This window comes from Pseudomonas sp. GR 6-02, from assembly GCF_001655615.1.
Taxonomy (GTDB): Bacteria; Pseudomonadota; Gammaproteobacteria; order Pseudomonadales; family Pseudomonadaceae; genus Aquipseudomonas.
The window spans coordinates 1,725,228-1,747,403 of record NZ_CP011567.1 but is presented as its reverse complement, the minus strand read 5'-3'; the positions used below and the strand labels follow the sequence as shown (position 1 = coordinate 1,747,403).

At 60.4% G+C, this 22,176-nt stretch carries 20 protein-coding genes; 8 read left to right on the top strand and 12 right to left on the bottom strand.

Annotation, left to right across the window (positions count from 1 at the left end):
- Nucleotides 1–12: 12 nt before the first annotated feature.
- From PGR6_RS07675 to PGR6_RS07655, 5 genes are all read right to left on the bottom strand, one after another.
- A complete protein-coding gene (locus PGR6_RS07675; RefSeq protein ID WP_064616646.1) occupies nt 13–1,830 on the bottom strand; it encodes an ABC transporter ATP-binding protein in 1,818 nt (605 codons plus the stop codon).
- The gene (locus PGR6_RS07670; RefSeq protein WP_172901241.1) at nt 1,823–2,425 is read right to left on the bottom strand and encodes a DsbA family protein; all 603 of its coding nucleotides are present in this window, start codon (nt 2,423–2,425) and stop codon (nt 1,823–1,825) included. The genes PGR6_RS07675 and PGR6_RS07670 overlap by 8 nt, the downstream gene beginning before the upstream one ends.
- Nucleotides 2,426–2,461: 36 nt before the next feature.
- Entirely contained in the window at nt 2,462–3,403 is a 942-nt protein-coding gene (gene trhO, locus PGR6_RS07665) for an oxygen-dependent tRNA uridine(34) hydroxylase TrhO (protein ID WP_018929865.1), read from the bottom strand.
- 102 nt (nt 3,404–3,505) lie between these two features.
- The gene (locus tag PGR6_RS07660; protein ID WP_007939900.1) at nt 3,506–3,805 is read right to left on the bottom strand and encodes a BolA family protein; all 300 of its coding nucleotides are present in this window, start codon (nt 3,803–3,805) and stop codon (nt 3,506–3,508) included.
- 12 nt (nt 3,806–3,817) lie between these two features.
- Nucleotides 3,818–4,348: a DUF2059 domain-containing protein gene (locus tag PGR6_RS07655; RefSeq protein WP_018929867.1), complete on the bottom strand. Its 531-nt coding sequence runs from the start codon at nt 4,346–4,348 to the stop codon at nt 3,818–3,820.
- A 192-nt stretch (nt 4,349–4,540) separates the two neighbouring features.
- On the opposite strand from PGR6_RS07655, the gene PGR6_RS07650 reads away from it, so the two are divergent.
- On the top strand, nt 4,541–5,935 hold the full coding sequence (locus tag PGR6_RS07650; RefSeq protein ID WP_019650482.1) for a class II fumarate hydratase: 1,395 nt from the start codon (nt 4,541–4,543) through the stop codon (nt 5,933–5,935).
- 131 nt (nt 5,936–6,066) lie between these two features.
- Here PGR6_RS07650 and PGR6_RS07645 read toward each other — a convergent pair whose 3' ends face one another.
- Nucleotides 6,067–7,026 (bottom strand): DMT family transporter, encoded by a 960-nt coding sequence (locus PGR6_RS07645; protein ID WP_064621206.1) that lies wholly within the window; start codon nt 7,024–7,026, stop codon nt 6,067–6,069.
- Nucleotides 7,027–7,227: 201 nt separating this feature from the next.
- Between PGR6_RS07645 and PGR6_RS07640 the strand changes: the two genes are divergently transcribed.
- Nucleotides 7,228–7,431: a DUF6316 family protein gene (locus PGR6_RS07640; protein ID WP_064616642.1), complete on the top strand. Its 204-nt coding sequence runs from the start codon at nt 7,228–7,230 to the stop codon at nt 7,429–7,431.
- Between the two features lie 86 nt (nt 7,432–7,517).
- On the opposite strand, the gene PGR6_RS07635 is transcribed toward PGR6_RS07640, so the two are convergent.
- Both PGR6_RS07635 and pap read right to left on the bottom strand, forming a co-directional pair.
- On the bottom strand, nt 7,518–8,702 hold the full coding sequence (locus PGR6_RS07635) for a thiolase family protein (protein ID WP_064616640.1): 1,185 nt from the start codon (nt 8,700–8,702) through the stop codon (nt 7,518–7,520).
- Nucleotides 8,703–8,807: 105 nt separating this feature from the next.
- Complete coding sequence (pap, locus tag PGR6_RS07630; RefSeq protein WP_028938966.1) at nt 8,808–10,331, bottom strand: polyphosphate:AMP phosphotransferase; 1,524 nt, start codon at nt 10,329–10,331, stop codon at nt 8,808–8,810.
- Nucleotides 10,332–10,651: 320 nt separating this feature from the next.
- Here pap and mnmC point away from each other — a divergent pair, with 320 nt between their 5' ends.
- The 5 genes from mnmC to PGR6_RS07605 all read left to right on the top strand — a co-directional run bounded on the left by mnmC (nt 10,652) and on the right by PGR6_RS07605 (nt 17,802).
- Entirely contained in the window at nt 10,652–12,634 is a 1,983-nt protein-coding gene (mnmC, locus tag PGR6_RS07625; RefSeq protein WP_064616638.1) for a bifunctional tRNA (5-methylaminomethyl-2-thiouridine)(34)-methyltransferase MnmD/FAD-dependent 5-carboxymethylaminomethyl-2-thiouridine(34) oxidoreductase MnmC, read from the top strand.
- A gap of 122 nt (nt 12,635–12,756) precedes the next feature.
- The gene (locus PGR6_RS07620; protein WP_064616636.1) at nt 12,757–14,529 is read left to right on the top strand and encodes an N-acetylglutaminylglutamine amidotransferase; all 1,773 of its coding nucleotides are present in this window, start codon (nt 12,757–12,759) and stop codon (nt 14,527–14,529) included.
- Nucleotides 14,530–14,532: 3 nt separating this feature from the next.
- Nucleotides 14,533–16,281, top strand: coding sequence for an N-acetylglutaminylglutamine synthetase (gene ngg / locus PGR6_RS07615; RefSeq protein WP_064616634.1), 1,749 nt, complete (start codon nt 14,533–14,535; stop codon nt 16,279–16,281).
- A 37-nt stretch (nt 16,282–16,318) separates the two neighbouring features.
- Complete coding sequence (locus PGR6_RS07610; protein ID WP_064616633.1) at nt 16,319–17,509, top strand: osmoprotectant NAGGN system M42 family peptidase; 1,191 nt, start codon at nt 16,319–16,321, stop codon at nt 17,507–17,509.
- A gap of 65 nt (nt 17,510–17,574) precedes the next feature.
- Entirely contained in the window at nt 17,575–17,802 is a 228-nt protein-coding gene (locus PGR6_RS07605) for a YheU family protein (RefSeq protein WP_003199186.1), read from the top strand.
- Between the two features lie 5 nt (nt 17,803–17,807).
- On the opposite strand, the gene csrA is transcribed toward PGR6_RS07605, so the two are convergent.
- The 3 genes from csrA to PGR6_RS07590 form a co-directional block, all read right to left on the bottom strand.
- A complete protein-coding gene (gene csrA, locus PGR6_RS07600) occupies nt 17,808–17,993 on the bottom strand; it encodes a carbon storage regulator CsrA (RefSeq protein WP_064616631.1) in 186 nt (61 codons plus the stop codon).
- 153 nt (nt 17,994–18,146) lie between these two features.
- Nucleotides 18,147–18,479: a YnfA family protein gene (locus PGR6_RS07595; protein WP_064616629.1), complete on the bottom strand. Its 333-nt coding sequence runs from the start codon at nt 18,477–18,479 to the stop codon at nt 18,147–18,149.
- 65 nt (nt 18,480–18,544) lie between these two features.
- The gene (locus tag PGR6_RS07590) at nt 18,545–19,360 is read right to left on the bottom strand and encodes an SDR family oxidoreductase (RefSeq protein WP_018929879.1); all 816 of its coding nucleotides are present in this window, start codon (nt 19,358–19,360) and stop codon (nt 18,545–18,547) included.
- 288 nt (nt 19,361–19,648) lie between these two features.
- Here PGR6_RS07590 and PGR6_RS07585 point away from each other — a divergent pair, with 288 nt between their 5' ends.
- Nucleotides 19,649–19,807 (top strand): DUF3309 family protein, encoded by a 159-nt coding sequence (locus PGR6_RS07585; RefSeq protein WP_172901242.1) that lies wholly within the window; start codon nt 19,649–19,651, stop codon nt 19,805–19,807.
- 60 nt (nt 19,808–19,867) lie between these two features.
- On the opposite strand, the gene PGR6_RS07580 is transcribed toward PGR6_RS07585, so the two are convergent.
- Entirely contained in the window at nt 19,868–21,961 is a 2,094-nt protein-coding gene (locus PGR6_RS07580) for an LTA synthase family protein (protein ID WP_018929880.1), read from the bottom strand.
- Nucleotides 21,962–22,176 lie beyond the last annotated feature (215 nt).

Below are 22,176 nucleotides of genomic sequence, written 5' to 3'. Positions count from 1 at the left end.
TTCGCGACTTTATCAGTGCTGCTGCAAATGCCCATACAGCTTGGCGTACAAACCACCATCGGCAATCAACTGCTGATGGTCGCCATCCTCGGCAACCTGCCCGCCATCGAACACCAGCACCCGATCGGCCTGCTTCACGGCCGACAATCGATGCGCAATGATCAACGTGGTGCGGTGGCTCAAGAACCGCGCCAGCGCCTGGTGCAGGTTGTACTCAGTGGCCGCGTCCAGTGCGGACGTGGCTTCGTCGAGGATCACCACTTTGGGCTCGGCCAACACCATTCGGGCAATCGCCAGGCGTTGACGCTGCCCGCCGGATAAACGCACGCCGGATCGCCCGACGATACTGTCCAGGCCATTGGGCAGTTCACGCACCGTGTGTTGCAACTGAGCAATTTCCAGTGCCTGCCAGCAGGCCTCGTCACTGCGTTCGCGGCCCATGGTCAGGTTGGCGCGCACGGTGTCGTTGAACAGGGCGGGATGTTGCAGGACCACGGCGACATTTTCGCGTACGGTTTCCAGGCCGATTTCTTGCTGAGTCGAACCACCGAAACGGATAGTCCCGGCCAGCGGCGTGTACAAGCCCAGCAGCAACTGCACCAGAGTACTTTTGCCTCCACCGCTGGCGCCGACAATCGCGACTTTTTCACCGGGGGCAATCGACAGGTTCATTTGGTTCAGCACCAACTCGTCGCCGTAGCCGAAACTCAGTCCCTGAACTTCGATGCCCACCGTGTCGCGCCCCTGAAACGGGTCGACGCTGCCGGTGTATTGCGGCTCGTCGGCACGGGCCAGCAACTCGTTGATCCGCGACAGCGCACCACCAGCGGCATAAAAGGCGTACTGCAGATTGAGCAGCTGCTCCACCGGACCGATCATGAACCACAGGTAGCTGAACACCGCCAGCATCTGGCCGATGGACAGGTCGGAAAACAGCACGGTGAGCATGGCCGCGGCGCGGAAAATATCGATGCCGAACTGGAACAGCAAACCGCTGGCCCGATTCGATGCATCGGTTTTCCACTGCGAGCTCACCGCGTAATCGCGCACTTCCCGCGCTCGCTGCCCCAACCGTCCGAGGAAAAAACCCTGACGATTACCGGCACGCACTTCCTGGATGGCGTCCAGGGTTTCGGTCAAGGCTTGGGTGAAGCGTGAGGTGCTGTCGTTCTCGAGCTTCTTCAGATGTTTGACCCGCTTGCCCAACTGCACCGTGGCGTAGATCACCAGCGGGTTGAACAGCAGAATCAGCAGCGCGAGTTTCCAGTGCATCCACATCAGGATCGATGCGGTGCCCACCAGTGTCAGCATCGCCACGAGGAAACGACTGAGGGTTTCGCCGACGAATTTGTCCAGCGTGTCCAGGTCGGTGACCAGATGCGTGGTCACCGTGCCACTGCCCAGGCTTTCGTATTCGCCCAGCGAGATGCGCTTGAGCCGGTCGATCAACCGCACCCGAATCCGATACACGATGTCCTTGGCCAGCGCCGCAAACAATTTCGCCTGCACCACGTTGAACAACAACGCGGCGCAACGCAGCGCCAGGGTCACCAGCAGCATCAGGCCGATATAACCCGCGGCTTTCTGCCAGACGTCGGGCAGTGCGTGGTTCATGACTTTCAGTGCAACGTCACCGTGGCCCAGCAGCACTTCGTCCACCAGCAACGGCAACAGCAACGGGATCGGCACGCTGCACAGCGTTGCCAATACCGCAACGCCGTTGGCGATCCACAGGGATTTTTTATGGTGTAGGGCCAGGCGGCGGACTTCCGCCCAGCTCAGCCGATCGACACGTTTGGAAGCTGCTGCATCATCGGGCAGATCATGCACAGGCAGCGCGCTCCAGCCAGCGGCCGAGCAACGGTGACAACTCGCTCAAGGGCTGATAGCCATTGGTCAGCAGCGCCAATTGACCATTGCGCTCTGCCAGCAAGGTCGGAAAACCGGCAATACCCAGGTCCTGGACCCAAGTGAAATCGGCGGCGGTCGCAGCGTGCTGATCGGCACGATCGAAGGCTGCGGCAAATTCGATGCGTGGCAAACCGGCCTGCTCCGCCAGTTCCACCAACACGCTGGCACGGGTAACGTCGCGACCTTCAGCATAGAACGCATGCTGGATCAGCCCGAGCAGTGTCCAGGCGCAATCCGGCGCCAGGCTGCGCGCAGTCACCAGCGCCCGACAGGCAGGCTCGGTGTCGTAGACAAACCCGTCGGGCAACGCGCCTTCAAATTTGAACGGCTGGCCGGTGGCCTCGTGAACCGCCTGCCAGTGCTCAAGAATGTAGCGCCGGGTGGTCGGTTCCAGCGCCGCGCCACTGCCGGTGCGCAAACCACCCACCACCAGATGCAACTCCACACCCGCCGCCTGCGCCTGCTCAACCAGCGCTTTGGCCACCGGAGCGAAGCCCCAGCACCAGGAACACATCGGATCCATCACATAGAGCAGGCGTGCAGACATGGTTCAAGCCTCGGAAGCGGATTGCTTGTAGTTGTAACCGATCGGGTGCGGCATGTTGCGCGCCTTGGCCAGTTCGATCTGCTTCTGCCGGTCGATGGCACTGCGACGGGTTTTCTCGCTCAGCTTATCCCAGCAGTGCGGGCAACTGATGCCGGCCACATAGTGCTCGGATGCGCGGTCTTCAACGCTGACGGGCGTACGACAGGCATGACATTGATCGTAGTCGCCTTCGCTGAGATCGTGACGAACGGTCACGCGGTTATCGAACACGAAGCAGTCGCCCTGCCATTTGGTTTCTTCCTGCGGCACCTCTTCGAGGTACTTCAGGATGCCGCCCTTGAGGTGATAGACCTCGTCGAAACCCTGGCTGAGCATGTAGCTCGACGCCTTCTCGCAGCGAATGCCGCCGGTGCAGAACATCGCGACTTTCTTGTGCACGGCCGGGTCGAAGTTGGCTTTGATGTAGTCGGGGAATTCGCGAAAACTGGTGGTCTTCGGATCGATGGCGCCTTCGAAGGTGCCGATCGAGACTTCGTAGTCATTGCGGGTGTCGATCAACAGCACTTCCGGATCGCTGATGAGTGCGTTCCAGTTCTGCGGATCCACATAGGTGCCGACCTTTTTGTTCGGGTCCACGCCCTCAACGCCCAGGGTGACGATTTCTTTCTTGAGTTTGACTTTGGTGCGGTAGAACGGCTGTTCGTCGCAGTACGACTCTTTGTGGTCGATGTCGTCCATGCGCGGGTCGTTCTTGAGCCAGGCCATCAGCCCGTCGATGCCTTCGCGGCTGCCGGACACGGTGCCGTTGATGCCTTCTTCGGCGATCAGCAGCGTGCCTTTGATGCCGTTGTCGATCATCGCTTGCAGCAGTGGCTCACGCAGATCAACGTAATTTTCCAGGGTGACGAACTTATACAGTGCCGCCACGACAATCTGTTGTGTCATGGGTAATTCTCCAGGTGGCTACCCTCGTAAGGGGTGAACCGGATGCGAAAAAAAACGCGCCGGGTAAGCGGCGCGTTGCGGATTCTAGCAAAAAACCAAGGGTTAATGCTTGCTGCCGCCAGCACAGGTCGGCGAGGCCGGAGCCGCATCGATCTGCGCCCATTCCTCCGGCGTGTAGGTATGCAGCGCCAACGCATGGAACTCGCCCATCAGTTCGCCCAAAGTGCCGTACACCTTCTGGTGACGCTTGACGCGATTGAGCCCTTCGAACTGCCGGCTGACCACCACCGCCTTGAAGTGGGTCTGCAACCCACGGCTGTGCATATGGCTTTCATCCAGCACTTGCAGGTGCTCGGGCTGTAGCAGCCCCAGCGTCGATTCGATGCGTTGTTGCATGGTCATACCCGGCTCCGCTTAAGGCTTTTTCTTGGCTGCAGGAGCAGCGGCGCCGGCTTTAGGATCCAGCTCGTTAGTCATGTCAGCCAGCAGTTTGTTGACCACAGGCACCGCGCTTTCCAGCTTGGCTTGAGTCATCTGGGCCGATTGCTGAGTCAGCTGCGGCATTTTTTCCAGGACTTTCTTGCCCAGTGGCGACTGGTAGAACGCCACCAGATCCTTGAGCTCGGATTCGCTGAAGTTGGTGGTGTAGAGCTTGACCATGTCCGGCTTCAGCTTGTTCCAGCCAATGGCTGCGTCCAGCGCTGCGTTGGCCTTGGCCTGATAAGTTTCCAGAACGGCTTTCTTCGACTCAGGGGCTTTGGTCTGTTCAAAGCGCTGAGCGAACATTTGCTGCACTTGCATGTACACCGGAGTGCCCAGTTTGTCAGCGTGCGCCAGGGTCAGGAAAGCTTCGGCACTGGCGTTGTGGCTGGCGGTATCGGCAAAAACCTGGCCGCTGGCGCAAACCAGTGCAACCGCGGTACAGATGGCACGAAGACGAGTCATCGAGTTTCCTTTTCTAGCAGGCGAGGTATAACCCCAAGGGCGCCCATTCTGCGCCTAAAAAAGTGTGTCGCTCAACCCCAAGCCTTGTCGCGACTGATTTAGAGGGGTCGAACGGTCAAATTCCAGACTGATGGAACCACAACCGGCGATCACAGCCTAAACTGCGCTATCAGACCTACAGGAGTGTGCATGATGAGCCGTATCGAAACCGACAGCCTGGGCCAGGTGGAAGTCCCGGATGACGCTTACTGGGGCGCTCAGACGCAACGCTCGCTGATTAATTTCGCCATTGGCAACGAACGCATGCCGCTGGCTGTGTTGCATGCCCTGGCCCTGATCAAGAAAGCCGCGGCACGCGTCAACGATCGTAATGGCGACCTGCCCGCCGACATCGCCCGCCTGATCGAACAAGCGGCCGACGAAGTGCTCGACGGCCAACATGACGACCAGTTCCCGCTGGTGGTCTGGCAGACCGGCAGCGGCACCCAGAGCAACATGAACGTCAACGAAGTGATCGCCGGTCGCGCCAACGAACTGGCCGGCAACCCGCGCGGTGGCAAGAGCCCGGTGCACCCCAACGATCACGTCAACCGCTCCCAGAGTTCCAACGACTGCTTCCCCACGGCCATGCACATCGCGACGGTTCAGGCGGTGCAACAGCATTTGCTGCCGGCGATCGCTGAGTTGTCCGGCGGCTTGGCGGAGCTGTCCGCGCGGCACATGAAACTGGTCAAGACCGGTCGTACCCACATGATGGACGCCACGCCGATTACCTTCGGTCAGGAACTCTCGGCGTTCATCGCACAACTGGATTACGCCGAGCGGGCGATCCGCAACGCGTTGCCGGCGGTTTGTGAACTGGCCCAGGGCGGCACCGCGGTCGGCACCGGGTTGAACTCCCCCCACGGTTTTGGCGAAGCGATCGCCGCCGAACTGGCCGCCCTCTCCGGCCTGCCGTTCGTCACCGCGCCGAACAAATTCGCCGCACTGGCCGGTCATGAGCCACTGACCACGCTGTCCGGCGCCCTGAAAACCCTCGCCGTGACCCTGATGAAAATCGCCAACGACCTGCGCGTGCTGGGCTCCGGACCGCGAGCCGGGTTTGCCGAGGTGAAACTGCCGGCCAACGAGCCGGGCAGCTCGATCATGCCCGGCAAGGTCAACCCGACTCAGTGCGAAGCCCTGTCGATGCTGGCCTGCCAAGTGTTGGGCAATGACGTCGCCATCGGTTTTGCCGCCAGTCAGGGGCACCTGCAATTGAACGTGTTCAAACCGGTGATCATCCACAACCTGCTGCAATCGATCCGCTTGCTGGGCGACGGCTGCAGCAACTTCCAGCAGCATTGCATCGCCGGCCTGGAACCGGATGCCGAGAAAATGGCCGAGCATCTGGAACGAGGCTTGATGCTGGTGACGGCGCTGAACCCGCACATCGGCTACGACAAATCAGCCGAGATTGCCAAGAAGGCCTACAGCGAGGGGCTGACACTGCGTGAGGCGGCGTTGAAGTTGGGGTATCTGACCAATGAAGAGTTCGATGCGTGGGTGAGGCCGGAGAATATGCTGGAGGCAGGGGCCAAGGGTTGAGTTCTCTAGCGCCCGACAGTCAGTCATCGCGGGCAAGCCACGCTCCCACAGGATTTGTGTCAATCACAACACCCGTGAGCGACCCAAAACCTGTGGGAGCGTGGCTTGCCCGCGATGAACGATAACGCGGTCTAACTGGCTGCCATCCGCACCCGCCGTGCCCTGAGCCCGGCGATCAACGATGGCCCCAACGCCACCAGCGCCGACCCGAGCACCACCAGCACCGCCCCGCCATAACCCAGACCGTTGATCGTTTCGGCATGCACAAAATCAGGCCATAACCAGGCCGCCACGGCCACCGCGGCAAAGGTCACCAGCGGCGTGATCGCCAGCGTCGCGCTGACCCGCGACGCTTCCCAATGGGCCAGGGCTTCGGCGAAGGCGCCATACGCGATCAGGGTGTTCAAGCAGCACGCCAGCAGCAGCCAGCCTTGCAGCGGGCTCAGTTGCAGTGCTTCCAGCGGATGCACCCACGGCGTCAGCAACAGCGCGCAGAACAGGTAAATCACCATCATCACCTGCAACGAATTCCACACCGTGAGCAACTGCTTCTGGCCCAAGGCATAGAAGGTCCAGACCGTCGACGCCAACAGCACCATCAGCACACCCGCGGTGTAATCGGTCAGGGAGGTGAGCAACTCGCCCAGGCGCTGATTGAAGAACAGTGCAAAGCCGATCAGCAGCACCAGCAGGCCAATCCCCTGCCCCACGCTGAAACGCTCCTTGAACACGAACAGACTGGCGATCAGCAACATGATCGGGCCCATCTGCACCACCAGTTGTGCGGTGCCGGCGCTGAGCAGGTTCAGGCCCATCAGGTACAGCACGTAGTTGCCGACCAGTCCGAGTACCGCCATCAACACCAACCAGCCACCGCGCGGGCCGAGGACTTTGCGACTCGGCAAGCGTCTGGTCGCCGCCAGATATATGAACAGGCACCCGCCGGACACCATCAGGCGAAACCAGGTCACTGTCACTGGGTCCATCACCAACAGCACTTGCTTGAGTTTGATCGGCAGAATTCCCCACAACAACGCGGTCAGCAAGGCCAGGAATAAACCGTACACCCAGCGACCCGATGAAATATGCATGCTGCCCCCGAAGCCCATTGGCAAGAATGCTCATTCTAGGCTCAGACCGAAGCGCGACACAGGGACAGTTGCCCTCGGGCCGCGAATGAAACTGTGCGGGTCGCACCATGACATTGACGGGATGCCGTCGATCAGCTCGCCAGGCGTTGCAAAGGGTTCATGCATAAGCTCATTGAAACCGCCCTCTGCAGGAGATCGCCCATGTACGGCATGCGCGCCCAGGACACCGCCCCCGCCACGCACTTTCGCTGTGACCGGTTGTGTCGTGTCAATGGGGAGCTGTATTTCACCACCCGGGAACAGACCCTGGAGGGGCCGTTCGATAATCCGGCGACGGCCGAGAAGGAGATCCAGGCTTATATCGAGCGGATGCAGGCTTTGAGCATGAACATGTCATCGAGATGACAACACCCGCGAGCATAACTGCTCTCGCGGGGTGTAAGCGCAACATACAAGGAGCGAGGCTTGCCCGCGAAGGCGACCTCACGGAATTAACGCACCGCCTCAAACAACCCCGTAGCCCCCATCCCACCGCCCACGCACATGGTGACGATGCCGTAGCGCAAGTTGCGTCGCTGCAACTCGCGCACGATGTGCCCGACCTGACGCGAACCGGTCATGCCGAACGGGTGGCCGATGGAAATCGAGCCGCCATTGACGTTGTATTTGTCGTTGTCGATTTCCAGCCGATCGCGGCTGTACAGGCATTGCGAGGCGAACGCTTCATTGAGCTCCCACAAATCAATGTCGGCAATCTGCAACCCCTTGGCCTTGAGCAACTTCGGCACCGAGAACACCGGGCCGATGCCCATCTCGTCCGGCTGGCACCCGGCCACGGTGAAACCGCGAAAGAAGGCTTTGGGCTTGAGCCCCAGCGCCAGGGCCTTTTCCAGGCTCATCACCAGGGTCATCGAAGCACCGTCGGACAGCTGCGAAGAGTTGCCGGCCGTTACTGAGCCGTCTTCGGCAAACACCGGTCTCAATCCCGCCAGGCTTTGCAGGGTGGTGTCGGGGCGGTTGCAGTCGTCGTGATCGACAATGCCGTCGAGGATCTGCACCTGGCCGGTGGCCTTGTCTTCAACGCGATACTTCACCGCCATCGGCACGATTTCATCGTTGAACAACCCGGCGGCCTGCGCCAGAGCGGTACGTTGCTGGCTTTGCAGGGCGTACAGATCCTGCTCTTCACGACTGACGCTGTAACGACGCGCGACGATCTCGGCCGTCTGGCCCATGGGGAAATAGATACCTGGCACCTGCTCTTTCAGCAGCGGGTTGATCAGGTGGTCGGTGTTGACGCTTTTCATGGTCAGGCTGATCGACTCGACACCGCCGGCGACGATGATGTCGCTGCAACCGGAAGCGATCTGATTGGCGGCAATCGCGATGGCCTGCAAGCCCGACGAACAGAAGCGGTTAAGGGTCATGCCACCCGTGCCGATGCCCAGGTGCGACAGCACCGCGACGTTGCGACCGATGTTGTAACCCTGGGCACCTTCGTTGGAACCGGCGCCGACGATGCAATCCTCGACGCTGGACGGGTCGACGTCATTGCGCGTGAGCAGCGCGTTGACACAGTGGGCCGCCATGTCGTCGGGACGGGTCATGTTGAACTTGCCGCGAAAGGATTTGGCCAGGCCGGTCCGCACGCTGTCGACGATCACCACTTCACGCATGGCATACACCTCATTGTTGTTGTCAGTCGGGAGTTGGACCGAGCATAAGTCCGACTCATGACTGACCGCGACAATCATTCACCCCGCGTATGCGTAACCATCGGCTCAGCGCTTGCGCTTTTGCAGTTTCTTCTCCCGTTTGTCGGACTTTTCGAATGCTGCTTCCAGCGCCTCATTGAGGGTGCGCAATACCTTGACCCGCGCCCAGCGCTTGTCGTTGGCCTCCACCAGGGTCCAGGGCGATACCTCGGTGCTGGTGCGGTCGACCATATCGCCGACCGCAGCGCGGTAATCGTCCCACTTGTCGCGGTTACGCCAGTCGTCTTCAGTAATCTTGAAACGCTTGAAGGGGATCTCTTCGCGCTCCTGGAAGCGCTCCATCTGAGTCTGTTTGTCGATGGTCAGCCAGAACTTGACCACGATCACCCCGGCATCGTCGAGCTGCTCTTCGAAGTCGTTGATCTCGCTGTAGGCACGCAACCAGTCCGCCTCGCTGCAAAAACCCTCGATGCGCTCCACCAGCACCCGGCCATACCAGGAACGATCGAACACAGTGAATTTTCCCCGCGCCGGAATATGCCGCCAGAACCGCCAGAGATACGGCTGCGCCCGTTCTTCTTCGGTAGGCGCGGCGATCGGCACGATGTTGTACTGACGTGGGTCGAGTGCCGCGGCCACCCGACGGATCGCCCCGCCCTTGCCTGCCGCGTCGTTGCCCTCGAACACCGCGATCAACGCGTGACGACGCATGCGTTTGTCGCGCATCAGCCCGGAAAACCGTGCCTGCTCGGTAATCAGTTGCTCTTCGTAATCGTCCTTGTCCAGGTTCAGGGTCAGGTCCAGGCTGTCGAGCAGATTCACGTGATCGACGCTGGGAGACAAGGGCGCGGCACTGACTTTGTGCGGGTGAATCCTGGGTCTCTTGAGCGCGCTCTGCAGGCCCTCGAGCAGAATCTTGCCAACCGCCAGGCTGCGATAACGCGCATCCAGGCCAGCAATCACGTGCCACGGCGCGTAGTCGCGGCTGGTGCGGCGCAGTACCCGTTCGCCGTACTTCACGAACTTGTCGTAGGTCGCGGATTGTTGCCAGTCCAGCGGGCTGATGCGCCAGCTGTGCAGCGGATCGTCGTTCAGCGCCTTGAGCCGCGCTTTCATTTGCTTCTTGGAGAGGTGAAACCAGAACTTGAAGATCAGCGCGCCTTCGTCGCACAACATCTTCTCCAGTCGCTCGGCGCCGTTGATGGCTTGATCGAGTCGCGGATCCTTGAACAAACCATGAACCCGCCCTTGCAGCATCTGGCTGTACCAGTTACCGAAGAAAATCCCCATGCGCCCCTTGGCCGGGAGCATCCGCCAGTAGCGCCAGGCGGGTGGTCGAGCCAGCTCTTCGTCAGTCTGCTGGTCGAAGGTGCGGACCTCGATCAGGCGCGGGTCCATCCATTCGTTGAGCAACTTGACCGTCTCGCCCTTGCCGGCCCCTTCGATGCCGTTGATCAAAATGATCACTGGAAAACGGTGTTGCTGCCGAAGTTCGAACTGCGCTTCAAGCAAGGCTTCACGCAGGGCCGGCACTTCGGCTTCATAGGTTTCTTTGTCAATGGCATGACCGATTTCGGCGGATTCGAACATGGAGACGCTCCTTCCAGGATTGAGCAAGACTAGCGGATTGACGTCTCATGCGCAGGACAAATCCACCTTTGAGACTGATACGAACCCTGTGGCGAGGGAGCTTGCTCCCGCTGGACGGCGAAGCCGTCCCGATATCAAAAAACTTATACTCCGGGGGTACATAGACAACCAACTTGCGGCTGCTTCGCACCCGAGCGGGAGCAAGCTCCCTCGCCACAAAACGACGATTCTCCCTGCCCCCCGAATGTGGCACTTGCCACGGATCAAGCACCACCGTGGCGATCGGCTAGAATGGCGGTCTTGCCGTTGCCGAGCCTGCCATGAAACCTGTATTGCCCCACGCCCAGCTCGACTGGGACGACCAAGGTCGCCCGCGTTCGCGGGTGTTCGATGATGTGTACTTTTCCGACCAGTCGGGCCTTGAAGAAACCCGTTACGTGTTTCTGGAGCAAAACAATTTGCGCGACCGCTTCGCCGCATTGCCGGCGGGTGGGCGACTGGTGATTGGCGAAACAGGTTTCGGCACCGGACTGAATTTTCTCTGTGCCTGGCAGTTGTTCGAACAGCACGCAGTGGCCGGTGCGCGGCTGCATTTTGTCAGTGTCGAAAAGTACCCGCTGAGCACCGCCGATCTGCAACGGGCCCTGGCGTTATGGCCGGATCTCAAGCCGTTCGCCGATCAATTGCTGGCGCAATACGTGGCGATTCATCAAGGTTTCCAGCGCCTGGTGCTGGGCAATGGCCGCGTCACACTGACCCTGCTGATTGGTGATGCACTGGAGCAGTTACCGCAACTGGACGCGCAGATCGACGCCTGGTTTCTCGACGGTTTCGCCCCGGCGAAAAACCCCGACATGTGGACTGCCGAGCTGTTTGCCGAACTGGCACGTCTGGCGGCACCCGGCTCGACCATCAGCACCTTCACCAGCACCGGCTGGGTACGCCGTCTGTTGAACGCCGCAGGCTTCAAGATGAAACGCACGCCGGGCATCGGTCACAAGTGGGAGATCCTGCGGGGCACCTTTCTTGGCTGGCCTGAAGAGACCGCACCACCTGCCGCGACTAAACCCTGGTTCGCTCGCCCAACCCCGCCGACCGGCGAGCGCCGCGCCCTGGTGATCGGTGCTGGGCTGGCCGGTTGCGCCAGCGCCGCCAGTCTCGCCGCGCGGGGTTGGCAAGTGAGCCTGTTGGAGCGCCACGAAGCACTGGCGCAGGAAGCCTCGGGCAACCCTCAGGGTGTGCTGTACCTCAAGCTTTCGGCCCACGGCACCGCGCTGTCGCAATTGATCGTCAGCGGTTTTGGTTACACCCGGCGCCTGCTGGAACAGTTGCAGCGCGGCGTCGACTGGGACGATTGCGGGGTCTTGCAACTGGCCTTCAATGCCAAGGAAGCCGAACGTCAGGCGCAATTGGCCGCGGCTTTTTCGCCAGGCCTGGTACACCTGCTCGATCAACCGCAAGCACAGGCCCGGGCCGGCATCGAACTGGAGCACGGCGGCCTGTTCTTCCCCGAAGGCGGCTGGGTTCATCCTCCTGCGTTGTGCCAGTGGCAGGCGTCTTCAACGAACATTCAGTGGCTGCCCCATCGCGAGGTGCTGGAACTGCGCAAGGTGGAGGATCAATGGCAGGCCTGGGACGGCGAGACACTGCTGGCCAGCGCGCCCGTGGTGATTCTCGCCGGTGCCTCCGAGATCAAACGCTTCCCCCAGAGCGCCGAGCTGCCCCTCAAACGCATTCGCGGCCAGATCACCCGACTGGCGCAAACCCCTGAAAGCCAGAGCCTGGCGACCGTTGTCTGCGCCGAAGGCTATGTGGCGCCTGCTCGTCTGGGCGAACACACCCTCGGCGCCAGCTTCGATTTCAATAGTGATGATCTGACCCCGACCGTCGCCGAGCACCTCGGTAACCTGGCGTTGCTCGAAGAAATCTCCACCGACCTGGTCACCCGCCTGCATGTTCAAGACCTGGACCCGCAGCAGCTTGAAGGGCGCGCGGCGTTCCGCTGCACCAGTCCCGATTACCTGCCGATTGTCGGACCGTTGGCCGATCAGGCCAGCTTCGCCAATGCCTATGCCGCGCTGAGCAAAGATGCCCGGCAAGTGCCCGATGTGCCCTGCCCGTGGCTTGATGGGTTTTACGTCAACAGCGGTCATGGTTCTCGCGGTTTGATCACCGCGCCATTGTCCGGCGAACTGTTGGCGGCATGGCTTGAGAACGAGCCTTTGCCCTTGCCCAAAGCCGTGGCCGAGGCCTGCCATCCCAACCGTTTTGCCTTGCGCCAGTTGATTCGCGGAAAAGTCTGATACACCGACTTATAACTTATCGGTCTAAAACTCCAGGGATTCAGCCGGGTCAGTTTCCGGGTACCCGCCGTTTTTGGCGGGTATCGATTGACCCTCCCCAACGGAAAAACCGGTAAGGACTTATGTGCGGATTAGCTGGAGAATTACGTTTCGACCATCAACCTGCGGACCTCGCAGCCATTGAACGAATCACCCATCACCTGGCCCCTCGCGGCCCTGATGCGTGGGGCTTCCACAGCCAAGGCCCGATTGCCCTGGGCCATCGGCGCCTGAAAATCATGGACCTGTCGGACGGCTCGGCGCAGCCGATGATCGATAACCAACTGGGCCTGTCCCTGGCCTTCAACGGCGCTATCTACAACTTCCCGGAACTGCGCACCGAGCTGGAAAGCCTCGGTTATGCCTTCTACTCCGGTGGCGACACCGAAGTGCTGCTCAAGGGCTATCACGCCTGGGGTGAAGCGCTGTTGCCCAAGCTCAACGGCATGTTCGCCTTCGCCATTTGGGAACGTGACGCCCAGCGTCTGTTCATCGCCCGCGACCGTCTCGGTGTGAAGCCGCTGTATCTGTCGCGCACTGGTCAGCGCCTGCGCTTTGCCTCGGCATTGCCGGCATTGCTTAAGGGCGGCGACATCAACCCGATCCTCGATCCGGTGGCGCTCAATCATTACCTGAACTTCCACGCGGTGGTCCCGGCCCCTCGCACCTTGCTGGCGGGCATCGAAAAACTGCCCCCGGCCAGCTGGATGCGTATCGAAGCCGACGGCACCACCGAGCAGAAAACCTGGTGGACCCTGCCCTACGGCCCACATGCCGACGAACTGAATCTGACCCTCGAAGACTGGCGCGATCGCGTGCTCGACAGCACCCGCGAAGCGGTGGCGATCCGTCAACGGGCGGCGGTGGATGTCGGTGTGCTGCTGTCCGGTGGCGTCGATTCGAGTCTGTTGGTGGGGCTGTTGCGCGAAGTCGGGGTAGAAGACTTGTCGACCTTTTCCATCGGTTTCCAGGATGCCGGTGGCGAGCGCGGTGATGAATTTCAGTATTCGGACTTGATCGCCAAACACTACGGCACCCGGCACCATCAACTGCGTATCGACGAACAAGAGATCATCGAGCAACTGCCGGCAGCGTTCCGCGCCATGAGCGAGCCGATGGTCAGCCATGACTGCATTGCCTTCTACCTGCTGTCCCGGGAAGTGGCCAAGCATTGCAGAGTGGTGCAGAGCGGCCAGGGCGCGGACGAGTTGTTCGCCGGGTATCACTGGTATCCGCAGGTGGACGACGCGAGCGATCCGTATGCGGCATATCGCGATGCGTTTTTCGACCGCAGCTATGCCGACTATGCCGCCACAGTGCAGCCGAAATGGCTGACAGCCAACGATGCCGCCGGCGACTTCGTGAAGGAACATTTCGCACAGCCCGGTGCCGACGCGGCGGTGGACAAAGCCCTACGCCTGGACAGCACCGTGATGCTGGTGGACGACCCCGTCAAACGGGTCGACAACATGACCATGGCCTGGGGCCTGGAAGCGCGCACGCCGTTTCTCGACTATCGCCTGGTGGAATTGTCAGCGCGGGTGCCGGGCAAATTCAAACTGCCGGATGGCGGCAAGCAAGTCCTGAAAGAGGCGGCGCGGCGGGTGATTCCGAGCGAAGTGATCGATCGCAAAAAAGGCTACTTCCCGGTGCCAGGTCTCAAGCATTTGCAGGGCGACACACTGAACTGGGTGCGTGAACTGCTGCTCGATCCGAGTCAGGATCGCGGCTTGTTCAACCCCGCCATGCTCGACCGCCTGCTGACCGATCCGCAAGGCCAGTTGACCCCGTTGCGCGGCTCCAAGCTGTGGCAATTGGCGGCCCTGAACCTGTGGCTCAGTGAACAAGGAATCTGATCGATGAAACCCCACGCCACGGCTTACAGCCAACGCCTGTTGCGCGGTCAGGCGCCCTCCTACGAACGCTTGCAGGCACGCCTGGCCGAAGACGGCAGTGCATTGAGCGCCGCGCCCATCGCCGTGCATTGCGGTTGGGGCCGGTTGTTAATCGGCCATACCTTTCCCGATGCGGCGAGCCTCGCCCAAGAGTTGCTCAATGAGCAGCCCGGTGAGCGGGACATCGCCTTGTACGTCGCCGCCCCCCAGCAAGTGCTGGGGCTGGAACCGGCGCAACTGTTTCTCGACCCGTCCGATACTTTGCGCCTGTGGTTCAGCGATTACCGTCAGGCCACCCGGGTGTTTCGCGGTTTTCGCATTCGTCGGGCGCAAAGCGAGGCGGACTGGCAGGCGATCAATCAGCTGTATCAGGCCCGCGGCATGCTGCCGATCGATGCAGGTTTGCTGACGCCCCATCATCAGGGCGGCCCGGTGTACTGGCTGGCCGAAGACGAGGACAGCGGCGCGATTATCGGCAGCGTCATGGGCCTCAATCACCACAAGGCGTTCAACGATCCGGAAAACGGCAGCAGCCTGTGGTGCCTGGCGGTCGATCCGCAATGTTCCCGCCCAGGCGTCGGTGAAGTGCTGGTGCGGCACTTGATCGAACACTTCATGAGCCGTGGGCTGAGTTACCTGGACCTGTCGGTGCTGCACAACAACCGTCAGGCGAAAAATCTTTACGCCAAGCTCGGTTTTCGCAACTTGTCGACCTTTGCGATCAAGCGCAAGAACGGTATCAACCAGCCGTTGTTTCTCGGCCCCGGCCCCGAAGCCGAGTTCAATCCGTATGCGCGGATCATCGTCGAAGAGGCTCATCGGCGCGGTATTGAGGTGCAGGTGGATGACGCGCAAGCCGGTCTGTTTACCTTGATCCACGGCAGTCGTCGGGTGCGTTGCCGCGAATCCCTGAGCGATCTGACCAGCGCCATCAGCATGACCTTGTGCCAGGACAAAAGCCTGACTCACAAGGTGCTGAAAAACGCCGGCCTCAAACTGCCCGCCCAACAACTGGCGGGAAGCGCGGACGACAATCTGGCGTTTCTCGACGAGCACGAACGGGTGGTGGTCAAACCGCTGGACGGTGAACAGGGCCAAGGGGTGGCGGTGGATTTGCGCAGCATTGAGGAGGTCCAGCAAGCCATCGAAAACGCCCGTGCACTCGACAGTCGAGTGCTGCTGGAAAGTTTTCACGAAGGCCTCGATTTGCGGATTCTGGTGATCGGCTTCGAGGTGGTCGCGGCTGCCATTCGCCGGCCGGCGGAAGTGGTGGGCGATGGTCAGCATTCCATCAGTGCGCTGATCGAAGCCCAGAGTCGTCGCCGTCAGGCGGCAACCAGCGGCGAAAGCAAAATCCCGCTGGATCAGGAGACTCAACGCACCTTGCAGGCGGCGGGTTATGACTACGCCAGCATTCTGCCGGCCGGCGAGCACTTGTTCGTACGGCGCACGGCGAATCTTCATACCGGCGGCATCCTTGAAGACGTCACGGCGATTCTGCATCCAGCCTTGGTGGACGCGGCGGTGCGCGCGGCGCGAGCGCTGGATATTCCGATGGTCGGGCTCGACCTGATGGTACCGGCCGCCGACCAGCCGCAGTACGTGTTTATCGAAGCCAATGAACGCGCCGGCCTGGCCAACCATGAACCGCAGCCGACGGCCGAGCGGTTTGTAGATTTGTTGTTTGCACATAGTCAGCCGGCAGTCCCTTAGTGATGTGTTGTCTGTACCAACACCATCAGGAGTTTCCATGACCAGCAAAATTCCCGAACCGGATCTCGATTACCTGCAAAAAGTCCTGCTGGAAATGCTCGCCATTCCCAGCCCCACCGGGTTCACCGACACCATCGTGCGGTACGTCGCCGAGCGCCTTGAAGAACTGGGCATTCCCTTTGAAATGACCCGTCGCGGCACTATCCGCGCGACTCTCAAGGGCAAGAGGAACAGTCCGGACCGAGCAGTCTCCGCTCACCTGGATACCATTGGCGCGGCGGTTCGCGCGATCAAGGACAACGGACGCCTGACCCTGGCGCCCGTCGGCTGCTGGTCCAGCCGTTTTGCCGAGGGCAGCCGCGTCAGCCTGTTCACCGACAACGGCGTGATCCGCGGCAGCGTGTTGCCGCTGATGGCTTCCGGGCACGCGTTCAACACCGCCGTGGATGAAATGCCGATCAGCTGGGATCACATCGAATTGCGCCTGGACGCCTATTGCGCCACCCGCGCCGATTGCGATTCGCTGGGGATCAGCGTCGGCGATTTCGTCGCCTTCGACCCGTTGCCGGAGTTCACCGAAAGCGGCCACATCAGCGCCCGTCACCTCGACGACAAGGCTGGCGTTGCCGCACTGCTGGCGGCACTGAAAGCGATTGTCGACAGCGGCGAAGAGTTGATGATCGACTGCCATCCGCTGTTCACCATCACCGAGGAAACCGGCAGTGGTGCGGCGGCTGCCCTGCCCTGGGATGTCAGCGAATTCGTCGGCATCGACATCGCGCCGGTCGCGCCCGGCCAGCACTCCAGCGAACACGCGGTGAGCGTGGCGATGCAGGATTCCGGCGGGCCTTATGACTATCATCTGTCGCGGCATCTGCTACGCCTGGCCGCTGACAACGAACTGCCGGCACGTCGGGACCTGTTCCGCTATTACTTCAGCGATGCTCACTCGGCCGTCACCGCCGGCCATGACATTCGCACCGCCCTGCTGGCCTTCGGTTGCGACGCCACTCACGGCTACGAACGTACCCACATCGACAGCCTTGCCGCTCTCAGCCGTTTGCTCGGCGCCTACATTCTCAGCCCGCCGGTATTCGCCAGCGATGCACAACCAGCCACGGGATCGCTGGAGCGGTTCAGTCACCAGATCGAGCACGAGACGCAGATGGAAAGCGATACCCGGGTACCGTCGGTGGATAGCCTGCTGGGACAGCGCACAGAAAGCTGAGGCGAACACTGGTGATGTGTTCATATCCGCCGTAGCATCGCGCCAATGTTTAACCGAGGTGCCTTATGCTGATCCCCCACGACCAACTTGAAGTCGACACCCTGACCCGCCTGATCGAGGATTTCGTGACCCGTGACGGCACGGACAACGGCGATGACACGCCGCTGGAAACCCGTGTGTTGCGTGTGCGTCAGGCATTGACCAAGGGCCAGGCGCTGATCGTCTTCGATCCGGAAAGCGAGCAATGCCAGTTGATGCTCAAGCACGACGTGCCCAAGCACCTGTTCGACTGAAGCCCTTAACGAGCCTTGGCTTTTGCCTGTTTGATCTGGATGCGCTCGTAGACTTCGGCGCGGTGTACGTTGACCTGCTGTGGCGCTTCAACACCGAAGCGCACACTGCTTCCGTTGACGGCGAGCACCCGCACGGAAATGTTGTCACCAATGGATATCAATTCGCCCACAACGCGACTGAGTACAAGCATGGCATTCATCCTTCAGGGTTACCGGTCCCTGAAGATGCCCTGCGCAGAGCGGGTCTTCAATGCAACGACCGCAAAACAGTCCCGCCCTACAATGCAGGCTGCATCACCCTGACGGACGTGTCTGACAAACCGCTTGAATGAAGGACCGATCCGTCAGGAAGCGGTAAGGCGCGGACCAAACAAAATGACAGTCGCCCCGAGTACACACAGCGCCACGCCGATCCAGTCCGAGCCCAATGGTCGAATCCGCTCGACCACCGCCAGCCAACCAACCGACGAGATGATGTAGATGCCGCCGTAGGCGGCATAGGCGCGACCGGCGTAGTTCGCTTCGACCCGGGTCAGCAGCAGCGCGAATAACGTCAGGCTGAGCAAGGCCGGGATGACCCACCACACGCTTTTACCCTGGCGCAGCCACATCCAGAAAGCGAAGCAGCCGGCGATTTCGAACAGCGCGGCGAGGAAAAACCACAGGTAATTGAGCATGCAGACGTCTCGTTGGGATGGCCGGTTGGCGGCCACCCTAACGACGGTGTTGCGCACAGGCAAGTTCAGCCTGCGTTTTGTTTGGCCTTGGCGCGCATTTTGTCGGCCATCACAGTCATTTCGTTGTAGAGCAATTGCGGGTCTTTCTGTTTGATCGCCCAGGCCATACGGCCCTGCTCGTGAGGCAGGATCAAGAATTCGCCAGCGGCGACCTGCTGATAGATGTAGTCGGCAATGTCAGCAGCGGTGATCGGTGAGCTTTCCAGCAATTTGCCGACCTGGGCTTTCATGGCCGGGGTCGGGCCACGGAAGGAGTCCAGTAGATTGGTCTGGAAGAACGACGGGCAAACTACATGCACGCTGACTTCCTCATGGGCCAGTTCAATCAGCAAACTTTCGGACAACGCCACCACACCTGCCTTGGCCACGTTGTAGTTGCTCATGGCCGGGCCTTGCATCAGCGCCGCCATCGAGGCGATGTTGATGATTTTGCCTTTGCTTTTCTCCAGCAGCGGCAGGAAGGCCTTGCAGCCCTTGACCACGCCCATCAGGTTGATCGCGATTTGCCAATCCCAGTCCTCCAGCGACAGTTCACTGAAGAACCCGCCCGAGGCCACGCCGGCATTGTTGACGATGACATCGATACCGCCGAGTTTCTCTTCGCAGGCTTGGGCGAAGGCGGTCAACTGACTGTAGTCGCGCACATCGCAGCGCTGAATGAAGCCGTCACCGCCAGCTTCGCGCACCAACTTGAGGGTTTCCTGCAGGCCGGGCTCACTGACATCCGACAAGGCCAGCTGCCAGCCTTCACGCGCCCAGCGCAGCGCGATTTCGCGACCCAGGCCTGAGCCCGCGCCAGTGATCATCATGCGATTTTGCATAGCAAACAGCCTTGTTGTTCCGGGGAAGATGCACCGAGTGTAGCGAAGGATAATGCGCGACCCACGCTCCATCAGAGTGCTGAATGGCCAGCGATGAACCACGGCGCGGTGCGGTTGTTTCAACTTCGAAACAGAGCAAAAGAAATAAACATACTTTCCAAAAACATTAAAAAAACTTGGAATTTTTCTTCATAGCCATGAGTCGGATTTTTTAAGCAGCTAGGATTAATACAAGTCCAGCTGATGGCTAAAACGCCAGGTCAAACCCACAACGCTTCCAACAAGGAAATAGACATGGGCACAATTCTTATCGTTATTCTTATCCTGTTGCTGATAGGCGGCCTGCCGGTCTTCCCGCACTCCAGAAGTTGGGGTTATGGCCCGTCCGGTATCATCGGCGTGGTGTTGGTGGTGCTGTTAATCCTATTGCTGCTTGGCAAGATATAGAGATTCTACCGGCAAAAAAAAGAGGCCCTGCGAAGGGCCTCTTTTGTATTCCGGAAAAACTTAGTCCGGTTTGCCGTCAACCACACCGGCGGTGTTGTCCAACAGGCTCTTGGTAGCCGTCTGGATGAACGACTCGAGCTTCTGCTTGAGCGCCGCTTCGTCAGCCGATGCCGGGATCACTTCACCTTTCGGGTTAGCGCCCAGTTCGTATTGATACAACCTTGGCGGCATCTCTTTAGGCAGTACCAGCACGCGGTCCGCGGTGAGCAAGGCGACCGTCTGATCGCTGCCCGACGGCTTGATCATGCCGAAACCCTTGTCACCTTCCGGCAGGTTCAGCAAGTCACGCCCCCAGCATTGATGGACCACATCGCCACCCACGCGGCCCATGATGGTCGGCACGATGTCGATCTGGGTGCCCACAGTGTGGTCGACCTGACCGAATTTTTCCTGTATGCCCGGCCCGATCATCAGCATCGGCACGTTGAAGCGGCCCAGGTCCATTTCGGTGATCTGTTGTTCATTGCCAAAACCGTGGTCGCCGACGATCACGAACAGGGTTTCCTTGAAGTACGGCTCTTTGCGAGCCTTTTCAAAGAACTGACCCAATGCCCAGTCGGAGTAGCGCATGGCGGTCAAGTGTTCGTTGAGGCTGCCACGATCGGTCACGCGCTCCACCGGCAATGGTGTCGGCAAGGCGTATGGCGTGTGGTTGGACAGGGTTTGCAGCAAGGCATAGAACGGTTTCTTGTCCTTGCCGTCGCGGGCTTTCAACTCTTCCAGGCCACGGTTGAACATGTCCTGGTCAGACACGCCCCAGGTCGGGTCGGAGAACACCGGGTTGACGAAGTCATTGCGCCCGATGAAGTTGGTCATGCCCTGGTTGCTGAAGAAGCCCGACTGGTTGTCCCAGGCGAAGTCGCCGTTATAAACATACACATCGTCGTAGCCACGAGTGCTGAGCAACTGTGGCAAGCCGGACAGTTTGTGGCTGCCTTCCGGGGTCTGCATCAGGTATTCGAAACCTGGCAGGTTCGGGAAGCAGGCCATGGTGGCGAACATACCTTGGTGGGTATGGGTGCCGTTGGAGAAGAAACGGTCGAACAACAGACCTTCTTTCGACAGTTTGTCGAAGGAAGGCGTGATCTCGCCCGGACGTCCCAGAGCGCCCACCGAGTGACCGGCGAAGCTTTCCATCAGGATCACCACGACGTTCTTGATCGGCAGTGTCTTGTTGGCGTCGGGGGTGTAGTTGCGACGCACCGCGGCGGTCTCCGGGTTCACCAGTTTGTCGCTCGGAGTCAGCAGCATATCGCGCACGGTCTGCTGGGCCAGAGGTTGTTCCAGTGTGGCTTTCCAGATGTTGTCGCGCTCTTCGGACATCCGGCTCTTGGCCGCGGCGATCAGCGACAGCGTGCCGTTGAGGCCCAACTGGTTGGCGAAATTCGAGTCGGTGGTGTAGACGTCACCCCAACGCAGCGGCGGGCCCTGGCGCAGGGTGCCACGCGCCGCGACCACACAGACCATCAGGCAGACCACGAACACCACGCCGCGCGCATACCACGGAGCGACCTGGCGCGTGCCGATGCTGCCACCGCTGAACGGCCCGCGAGGACGTGTGGCGCGGTCGGCGCCCTTGAACGCGAGGGTCAGAATCAACGTGCCCACACCCCAGGCCAACAGGTAGCGAACTACCGGAAAACCGTACCAGAGCATGCTCATCACGGTTTTCGGGTCTTCTTTCACATACTGGAAGACCAGGCCGTTGAGGCGCTGGTGGAACTCGCGGTAAAAGTCCATCTCCATCAGGCCGAGGAACAGCGCGATACTCGAGGCAACAGTCAACCAGAGCCGGAAGAACCCGCGGGCCGCCATGGCCCGGGCGCTGAACAGGGCCAGCAGCAGCGGAACGCTGAGGTAAACCACCAGGCGCAGGTCGAAACGCAAGCCATTGGCGAACGCTTCCAGGAAGGTCGAAGCCGGTGTGTCGAGGATCATCGAGCGGTTGTAGACCAGCAGCGCGACGCGCAGCAGGCTGAACATGACCATCATGATCAGGGCGCACAACAGCGTGTAGGCCAGATGCGATTTGACGGTCGGTTGCAGCAGGCGACTAGTAGCTCGCTGCTGATTCAGGGCGTCCGGGTTTGCCATGTCGTTTTAGGACCCATTGGAAGTTGAAGTTACAAAAATACAGTGGCGCCTTGCCCTCTGTTGGCCATCCTCGGCCCCGGGGCGTGCGCGGTGCGCAAATGTTGCACGATCAACCGCGGCATTGCCATTGATTACTGCCCGACAGCCAAACTGCCGCTCATAGCGGTCAGGGACAAGCGGCGTGGGCGCAAAGTTGCGGGGTTGATTCGTTGAGG